Here is a 1,196-nt window from a genome sequence, read left to right as displayed (position 1 = left end):
TCCGGGGTCGGAGGGCCGGTGGATGCGGGCCGGCACCGGCCGGAGTGATCCGATGGAGGAGCCGGTAGAGGTTGCCGGGTCTGTTGTTCCGGTTTTCCGGAATCCTACTTCGGCCGGGACGATCTTGATGAGATCGTTCGGGGTGCAGTCCAAGACCAGGCAGAGTGCGGCGAGGACCTCCATGTTGAGCCTGGCTGGTGGCTTGGTGACCAGGCGGAATACCTGCTCGCGCGAGAGTTGCACGCCCGCTTTCCGGAGCGGCTCGACCAGGTCCGTGGTCTTGAACATTCCGGCGGCGGCCATCAGGTCCCGCAGGTACCATGCAACCGTGTTTGCAGGGGTTTCAGGTGTGGGCATCGGTTGCTCCGTAGATTCGCGAGAGGGCCCGGGCAATCACCCGGTTCTTGTAGTCGTTCCCCACCGAGGTGTAGATGGCGGTGGTGGAGGCGTAGAGGTGCCCGACCTGGTCCTGGACGAAGCGCTCCGAGTAGCCCCATTCGATCAGGTTCGTCACGTATGTGTGCCGCAGGCAATGCAGGCTCAGTTCCCGCGGCAGCCCGGCGCCGTCGCGGATCTCGGCAAAACGATCATCCAGGTAGCGCAGTGAGACGCGGGTGGCGCGTTCGGTGGTCCACAAGGCGTCCCCGGAATCCGTGGCCACCCGGTCACGGCCTTCGTGGACCCATTGCTCCAGGCCTTCGATGACCCAGTCCAGTTCGGGCACGGTGAGGACCGTGCGCCGCCTGGGCCCGGATCCGCGGCTCGCCTTGCCCCATCGCACTTCAACGCAACCGTAGGTTCCATACCCGGGCGCTGCCGGATTTGGCCGCAGATCCGCTACGTCGAGTCCGACCACTTCGGCACGCCGCAGACCATACGCATACGTGGTCTTGAAGATCTGTGAATCCCTGAGCGCCGTTAGCGCCCCCTTGCGCCCAGCTTGGATGATGGTCTCGACTCGCCCATCCGCATAGGTGAAGAATCGCTCCAGCTCGTCATAGGTCAACGCCCTGCGCTCGGGCCGGCCTTCGTATTCGGCCAGGTGCCTTACCGTGTTCCAGTCGTGGCAGATCTGTTGAGGGGCGCTGCCGAACCGCTTCTCGCATTCACCTGCCCATCCGTAGCGTGGATCCATCATGAAGTCGCAGAATGCACGCACCATCACCTGGTAGCCGCGCGTGGTGGACTTCGCCAGG

Annotated in this window: 2 protein-coding genes; both read right to left on the bottom strand. The window is 64.2% G+C overall.

What is annotated here, in order from left to right; translation table 11 throughout:
- Positions 1-357 (bottom strand): helix-turn-helix domain-containing protein (locus ABD088_RS17215; RefSeq protein ID WP_343903208.1); only part of this gene is annotated, 357 nt, incomplete at its 3' end.
- Positions 344-1,196 (bottom strand): tyrosine-type recombinase/integrase (locus ABD088_RS17210; protein WP_343903207.1); only part of this gene is annotated, 853 nt, incomplete at its 5' end. The genes ABD088_RS17210 and ABD088_RS17215, both read right to left, overlap by 14 nt.

The sequence above is a fragment of the Arthrobacter rhombi genome (genome assembly GCF_039526245.1).
In the GTDB taxonomy this organism is placed as follows: Bacteria; Actinomycetota; Actinomycetes; order Actinomycetales; family Micrococcaceae; genus Arthrobacter_H; species Arthrobacter_H rhombi.
Note: the sequence above shows the minus strand (reverse complement) of the source record. Positions and strands in the feature narration are given on the sequence as shown.